We start from the raw sequence: 7009 nt of genomic DNA on the forward strand, positions 1-7009 counted from the left end.
TGATGATGGTTCCATAGGATTTTTTGTTCCTCATTCTCCTAACTGAACAGATGGACTTCGACCTGCTCGCCTTTTTTTATATCCCTATCTGTCACGACATATCCGTCCACGACGGTAGAGCGGGGAGAGGCTGAGATGATTGCAGTCTCGTACTCCTTCTCGAACAGATTCATACCTGAATTCTTGTATCCCATAGTATTTGCCGCGTTTTGTGCGATTTTCACGAACAGGATGTAACTAAAACCTTTTTCCTGCAGCTCTACATCCTCATTTATCGTGAGCTTGCGCGTTGCTCTGGGGATATCTGTGAAATAACCGCGAACCACCATTTCAAGGGCTGAGAACGCCCCGGTGGGTTTGCCCGGGAGACCGAAAACAGGCGTGTCGTTGATTATTCCAACAGCAATGGGTTTTCCGGGCCGGATTGCAACCCTGTGGAACATGGTTTTACCTGTTTCTGCGATTATGTCTGCAATATAGTCGCGCTCACCCACAGAGACACCTCCTGTAGTGAAAATAACATCGTTCTTCTCCGTCGCATCCAGGAGCATGTTCTTTGTTTTATCATAGTCATCAGGCACAGTAGCAATAGATGTGGGTTCGCAACCCAATTCCTTTATAAAACCCCGTATCAGCACAGCATTAGTATTTTTTATCATGCCATTATGAATCTCCGTACCTGTCGAGATTATGCCAGCCCTGGTTTTTTTATATACCGATATTTTCTCAATGCCCAGACTGTACAGCAGCGCGGCGCTCTGCGGCATGATGCGGTGGTTTTTCTCAAATATCCTGTCCCCCGCCCTGTAGTCAGAGCCTGCCCTGAACACGTTCTCCCATTTTTTCAGGCTTTTGCCGTACAGCAAATCTTCCCCGGTCTTTGCATCCTCCATTCTCAGGACAGCATCCGCCCCGCCAGGCATGAACGCCCCGGTCGCTATAGCCAAAGCCTCACCATCCCCTATTGTTACCGCCCTGTCTCCCGCATAAGCACGCCCCGTTATTCTCAGCGGGTAGCTATCTTCGCTGCGGACGGCAAAACCGTCCATTGCCGCTATATCGAATTCAGGCGACATGGAGCGGGCAAAAATGGTTTCACTTAGTTCTCTGCCTATAGAGTCGTTAAGGCTTACCTGTTCTGATTCGCGCCTGAAGTAAAATGCGCTCTTTAACTCTTTTATTTTTTCGAGCGCCTCATGAAGGGTTATTGGTGAACTCATATTTATTATAAAATGTTGCTATCATTCTATCCGCCTTTATAAAAAGGCTCTCTTTTTCCAACGGCGATTTTAAGCATCTCTTTAATTTCCTCAACAGAAGCTTCTTCGTTTATATCTAACAAGTTCGACCTCAACTCCATCTATGAAATACTTCTTCCTTCGGTGCATCTGGCGTTCTTTAGTGAATGCAGCTCTTGATTCCAGCTTTTTTTCTGTTCCGTTTATATCGACCATAAACTGCCTAATGTTTTTAAAATTCATAAGTTCAATTAGCTGCAGGATCACTTTTCCATCAAGCTTAGCTATAAAATTAATCGCATCAGCGATTTCAAATTCATTCATACCCTTCAATCAGCGAGGGAAGACTTATATTCACACGGTCAAATTACTAAAAATGTGCGTGATTGAAGATTATTTTATTTTGTCCCGCAGCCTGAATCTGCATGGTTAAAAGCGCAGACAAACGCCCCGGGTCAAGCCCTGGAAGAGCACATCTGCGCTCACCTGTAGTTGATATCTATCTGAATACCTTGATTATTCGTAATTAAGTCATCACGAGCGCTGCTTCCACAGCAGGAGATACCCTATAATCAGTATCTCTATTGCCATTATGCCTCTGAACCCCGGAACCTTCATTCCTCCTGTCTGCTGCTGTTCTGTCTGCTGCTGTCTTGTTGTCTCTGTTTTAGCGGTTTCTGTTATCTCTGGCTGGCTTTTGGTCTCCTGAATTTTAGGCGCTGCCTGCGCTCCTGCCGGGTTTGATTCTCCTGGATGGCAGGCAGGGCACTGCAACCCGCTCTGGGATGTCAGTTTACCTATCTTATTGAACGCATGGAGAGTATCAATATCGTGGCATCTTGTACACTGCGGTACTACCATCTTGCCGTTCTCCTCATGGCATCCTTTGCATTCTACCTTTGTAGCATGAATAACATGAGGCACTTCACTTCCATTCGCTTCTGATTTTCCTTTGTGGCAGTTATAGCACCCCGTCTTATCATCTACAGCCCCGTGTATTGTCGCAACACTCGTCTGTGCATGGCAGTTCTGGCATACAAGTACTGAGCCTTCAAGTTTCAGGGGTTTAACTATCTCAGGCGGGGATTTGTGGCACTTTGTGCATGCAGATTCATCCCCGTGGACTTCCACAAGGTCCTTGTGACAATGGGAGCATACTGCGTCGCTGGTCAGGGCATTATGGACACCGGTTATGTTCTTATGGCAGTAGGAGCATGACTGGTTGCTCACTTTCCCGGCATGCACCTGATGAATAGGACCGTCATGGCATTTTGTGCACTGGGGTATTGATACGGACAGTTTATCCCCATGGCAATTGGTGCAATCCACAGGTTTTTTGGCATGTATCAGGTGCGGGGTATCTGTATGGCACTTCTTACAATCCACATCCTGAGCTGTCAGAGAGGAGGCTGTGAAATTCGTTTCCGCTGCATACGCTGCTGCCGTGAATATGGCAGCCACAATAAATAATAAACAAATGATTCTTACTATCTTCATAATATCCCTGCCCTATCCTACCCGTTTTTCCCCGTTTTTAACTGGCTATTGCTCTTGCAGCATATTATACTTTCGATTTGATTTTACACAAAGTAATTGTGCTTAAATCACAAATTATATTATATCGTCCCCTAATTTCAGTGATTCATGGGCACAGAAAAATCAAGAAAATTATTCGAGGAAGCAAAAAAAGTCCTCCCCGGAGGCGTGAGCAGCCCTGTTCGCGCCATAAAACCGTATCCATTTTATACAAAACGGGCGAACGGCTCAAAGATAACGGATATAGATGGCAATGAATACATAGATTACGTGATGGGCTATGGTCCCCTGCTTCTGGGTCATAACCATCCCGCTATAAAGGAAGCGGTGATAAGGCAGCTCCCGGACGGCTGGCTGTACGGCACACCCACCGAACTTGAGGTAGCTCTTGCAAAAGAAATCATCAGGCTTTATGCCAGCATAGACATGGTGCGCTTTGTTTCCACGGGGACCGAAGCCACAATGGGGGCGCTGCGGGCAGCAAGGGGATTTACAAAAAAGAACAAGTTCATAAAAATAGAAGGTGGATTCCACGGCGCCCATGAGGCTGTGCTGGTGAAAGCAGGCTCAGGTGCGACCACGCTCGGAACGCCGAATTCAGCAGGCGTACCTCCCGATTTTACTAAAAATACGCTGCAAGTACCGTATAATGATATAGAAGCGATGACCGCTGTGATCGAGGCTTATAAGGACGACGTAGCTGCAATCATCATTGAGCCTGTTCTTGGCAATATCGGGCCCATTGTGCCTAAGAAAGGATATCTGGAAGATGTCCGCGCCGTGACCAGGGAGAATGACGTGCTGCTCATATTCGATGAGGTCATCACGGGTTTCCGTCTCGCCATGGGCGGAGCTCAGGAATATTACGGCGTTACGCCAGACATGACCACGCTTGGTAAAATCCTGGGAGGAGGCTTCCATATCGGCGTGATAGGTGGAAAACGCGAAATAATGGAGAACATCTCGCCTGCAGGCGCGGTGTACCAGGCAGGGACCTTTAACGGAAGCCCTGTATCGATGAGCGCCGGGCTTGCTGTTATCAGCACCCTGAAAAAGGAAAAAGTACACGAAAAAGTGAATAAAGCCGGAGATGCGATGCGCAGCGCGCTTGTGGACGTTGCAGGCGACCTGGGTCTTGATTACAGCGTGAGCGGTGTGGGCAGCATGTTCAAGGTGTTCTTCGGCGATACGCCGTACAATTATCAGGACACGTTGAAGTGCGATACCGAGAAATTCAACGTATTCTTTAAGAAGATGCTCTCAGACGGCATTTTCCTCCCGCCTTCGCAGTTTGAGACGAACTTTTTATCACTGGCACATTCGCAGGACGACATAAATAAGACCATTGAGGCATATCAAAGGAATTTAAAATGAAATCCCAGAATGCGCGACTCAGGATCGGAACAAGAGGCAGCAAGCTTGCGCTCGCCCAGGCAAACCTCGTAAAAGACTTGCTTGCAAAAAACGGCATAGAGACAGAAATAAAGATAATCAAGACATGTGGCGATACCTTCACGGACAGACCGCTCCATGAAGTACAGGGTTTTGGTGTTTTCGTGCGCGAGATCGATGATGCCATGTTAGCCGGTGAGATCGATATCGCCGTACACAGCATGAAGGACGTTCCCACGGAGCGCCCGCCGGAACTAACGATCGCAGCCGTCATGAAGCGCGATTCCCCGTATGATTTCCTGCTCACGCGCGACAGGACGGATTTAAAGGACCTGCCTGAAGGCGCGATCATAGGGACAACGAGCCTGCGGCGGCGGGCACAGCTTTTGAGGTTCAGGAAGGATATCGTCATAAAAGACCTTCGAGGAAATATAGATACCCGCCTCCGGAAACTCAGGGAAGGGCAGTACGATGGAATATTCATGGCAGAGGCAGGGCTTGAGAGGATGAAATGGGACATTCCCGGAGAGCGCCTGAACGCAGATGATTTTGTCCCTTCGGCAAACCAGGGAACAATAGTGATCGCTGCGAAAAAGGATTCTGAAGCTGAAAAGGCTGCCAGGGAGCTTGATGATGATAAGACACGCATCGAGACCAGGATTGAGCGCATCATAATCGGGATACTCGGCGGCGGGTGCCTTGTGCCGATAGGTGCTTTTGCAACAAGCGAGGGCAATGAGATCCACGTACGCACTGAAGTCCTGTCAGTGGATGGCAAGCGCCATGTAAAAATAGATGAGTTTATAAACCCTGCCGATTATGTGCGAGAAGCAGAGCACATCGGGAACGAGCTTAAACAAAAAGGCGGAGGCAAGCTCGTTGATGAGGCTGTAAAAATGTTCGCCGAAAAAAGAGGATATGATGATAGGAAAAGTTTATCTTGTGGGCTCAGGTCCTGGTGACCCCGAGTTACTGACAATAAAAGCAAAAAGGCTTATTGAGAGTGCAGAGGTTATCCTGTACGACCAGCTCCCCGGGAAGGCGATACTTGATATGCTTCCTGCATCTGCCGAGAGGATAGACGTAGGAAAATATGCAGGAGACCACAAGCTCTCCCAGTGGCAGATAAACGAATTGCTTGTAAAAAGAGCAAAGGAAGGCAAACTCGTTGTGCGGCTAAAAGGCGGAGACCCGTATCTTTTCGGGCGCGGGGGCGAGGAGGCACAGGTACTTGTAAGGGAAGGTATCGAGGTCGAGGTCGTGCCGGGAATTACATCAGCTATCGCTGTTCCTGCCTATGCAGGAATCCCCATCACTCATCGCGATTATGCTTCTATGGTTACCTTTATTACAGGTCATGAGGACCCTACAAAGGAAGAGACAGGTCTTGACTGGGAACTCCTTGCGCGGTTTGAAGGCACGCTCGTCATACTGATGGGCGTCAGCATGCTGGAGAGCAATGTGAAGGAACTGCTGAAACATGGAAAATCCATTGATACGCCCGTGGCTGTCATCGAGAAGGGCACGCGACCTGACCAGCGCGTAACTGTAGGTACGCTGGCGGATATCGTGGGCTTATGCAAACAGCGCAACGTCAGGGCTCCTGCGATAACAGTTATAGGCGATGTGGTAAAGCTCCATCGCGAGTTAGTCAAACATTAAAAATGAAAGTAATAGCCATAATGAGGCCTGCCAGCTATCTTACAGAATCAGCCAGACTTGCAAGCTCCATGGGATTTAAAGTCGTCACTGCCCCGATGATCGATGTAGTGGATAAGACCGATGCTAATTTTAAAGGATTCGTTTCGCGGGTCATGGAAGGTGAGTCCGATTATGTTATCTTCACAAGCGCAAACGGCGTTGAGTTCACGCTCCTGAAACTTAATTCGCCTGAAGAGTTCATCGAGCAGCTCAACAAAATGCATGTGGTCGCTATCGGACCGAAAACCGAAAGTGCCCTGCTGAAGAACGGTATAAGGGTAAGCATAGTGCCGGAATCCTACAGTTCAGAAGGGCTGGTAGAGCATTTGCGCGGGATTGAAGGCATGGTCGTCGAGATAGCGCGAAGCAGCCACGGGGCGCCGGAGCTTGTCAACGGGCTCATTGAAAAAGGTGCTGTGGTGCATGAGACGCAGGTGTACCAGATAATAATGCCAAGGGACGAGAGGCATACAAGGCTCATGGAAAAGGCTCTTGCAGGAGAAATCGATATTTTTGCATTCACAAGCTCGATGATGGTAAGGAACTTCATGGCGATTGCCGACGAGATGGGAGTGAAGGATGATGTTATCAGGATAATGAACGAAAAGACTGTTGGGGCTATAGGCAAGCCTACTTCTGACACGCTGTCAGGGTTTGGGGTGAAAGTCAAGGTAATGCCAGAGAACTATACGTTTGAGGAGCTGCTAAGGGAGTGCAGGGAGCACGACTGCTAATGGTATAATTGATCAAGAACCTATCCGAAAAACCCTCATGAGCCAATTGGCACAGGCACGCAAGGATGAAAATCGCTATGTTGAGACCATATCGTAGCAATTTTCATAGGAAATCAATCAGTAGTATATCTCCGAATCAACCATAGAGTTCACAGAGAACACAGAGGCGTGTTTAAAAATCTCTATGTTCTCTTATTTTAACTTTTCAGATAGGATCTAAGTTACACTAATTAGCCCCAAAACTTAGAAAAACAAGGTTAGAGGGATTTACAATGGTACACGTGCTGGAGTCACAAACCCCGGACTTAAGTCCAAGGCCTGTACATAGCGTTTTTACATATCCAAAATTCCTTTTAACTATTCTATCCATAGCCGACACATTAAGCATAGTCATATAAGTAATGTTGT

The 7009-nt window shown here is 47.8% G+C and carries 7 protein-coding genes; 4 read left to right on the forward strand and 3 right to left on the reverse strand.

The features are described 5' to 3' along the window. Positions 1-38 precede the first annotated feature (38 nt). The 3 genes from MNV_RS12800 to MNV_RS12810 form a co-directional block, all read right to left on the reverse strand. The gene (locus MNV_RS12800; RefSeq protein WP_096206355.1) at positions 39-1220 is read right to left on the reverse strand and encodes a molybdopterin molybdotransferase MoeA; all 1182 of its coding nucleotides are present in this window, start codon (positions 1218-1220) and stop codon (positions 39-41) included. Positions 1221-1310: 90 nt separating this feature from the next. Continuing rightward, entirely contained in the window at positions 1311-1562 is a 252-nt protein-coding gene (locus MNV_RS12805) for a GTP 3',8-cyclase MoaA family protein (RefSeq protein ID WP_096206356.1), read from the reverse strand. A gap of 210 nt (positions 1563-1772) precedes the next feature. Beyond that, on the reverse strand, positions 1773-2735 hold the full coding sequence (locus MNV_RS12810) for a cytochrome c3 family protein (RefSeq protein ID WP_096206357.1): 963 nt from the start codon (positions 2733-2735) through the stop codon (positions 1773-1775). A 147-nt stretch (positions 2736-2882) separates the two neighbouring features. Here MNV_RS12810 and hemL point away from each other — a divergent pair, with 147 nt between their 5' ends. Genes hemL through MNV_RS12830 form a run of 4 tightly spaced genes read left to right on the forward strand, consistent with a single transcriptional unit; the run spans position 2883 to position 6601 of the window. Next, positions 2883-4148 carry a glutamate-1-semialdehyde 2,1-aminomutase gene (gene hemL / locus MNV_RS12815; protein ID WP_096206358.1) on the forward strand — a complete coding sequence of 422 codons (1266 nt, stop codon included), beginning with the start codon at positions 2883-2885 and terminating at the stop codon, positions 4146-4148. Then, complete coding sequence (gene hemC / locus MNV_RS12820) at positions 4145-5128, forward strand: hydroxymethylbilane synthase (RefSeq protein ID WP_096206359.1); 984 nt, start codon at positions 4145-4147, stop codon at positions 5126-5128. Before hemL ends, hemC begins: the two co-directional genes overlap by 4 nt. Then, on the forward strand, positions 5085-5828 hold the full coding sequence (gene cobA / locus MNV_RS12825) for a uroporphyrinogen-III C-methyltransferase (protein WP_096206360.1): 744 nt from the start codon (positions 5085-5087) through the stop codon (positions 5826-5828). The genes hemC and cobA overlap by 44 nt, the downstream gene beginning before the upstream one ends. Before the next feature lie 2 nt (positions 5829-5830). Further along, on the forward strand, positions 5831-6601 hold the full coding sequence (locus MNV_RS12830; RefSeq protein ID WP_096206361.1) for a uroporphyrinogen-III synthase: 771 nt from the start codon (positions 5831-5833) through the stop codon (positions 6599-6601). The last annotated feature ends 408 nt before the right edge of the window (positions 6602-7009 follow it).

Source organism: Candidatus Methanoperedens nitratireducens, assembly GCF_900196725.1.
GTDB classification, from domain to species: Archaea; Halobacteriota; Methanosarcinia; order Methanosarcinales; family Methanoperedenaceae; genus Methanoperedens; species Methanoperedens nitroreducens_A.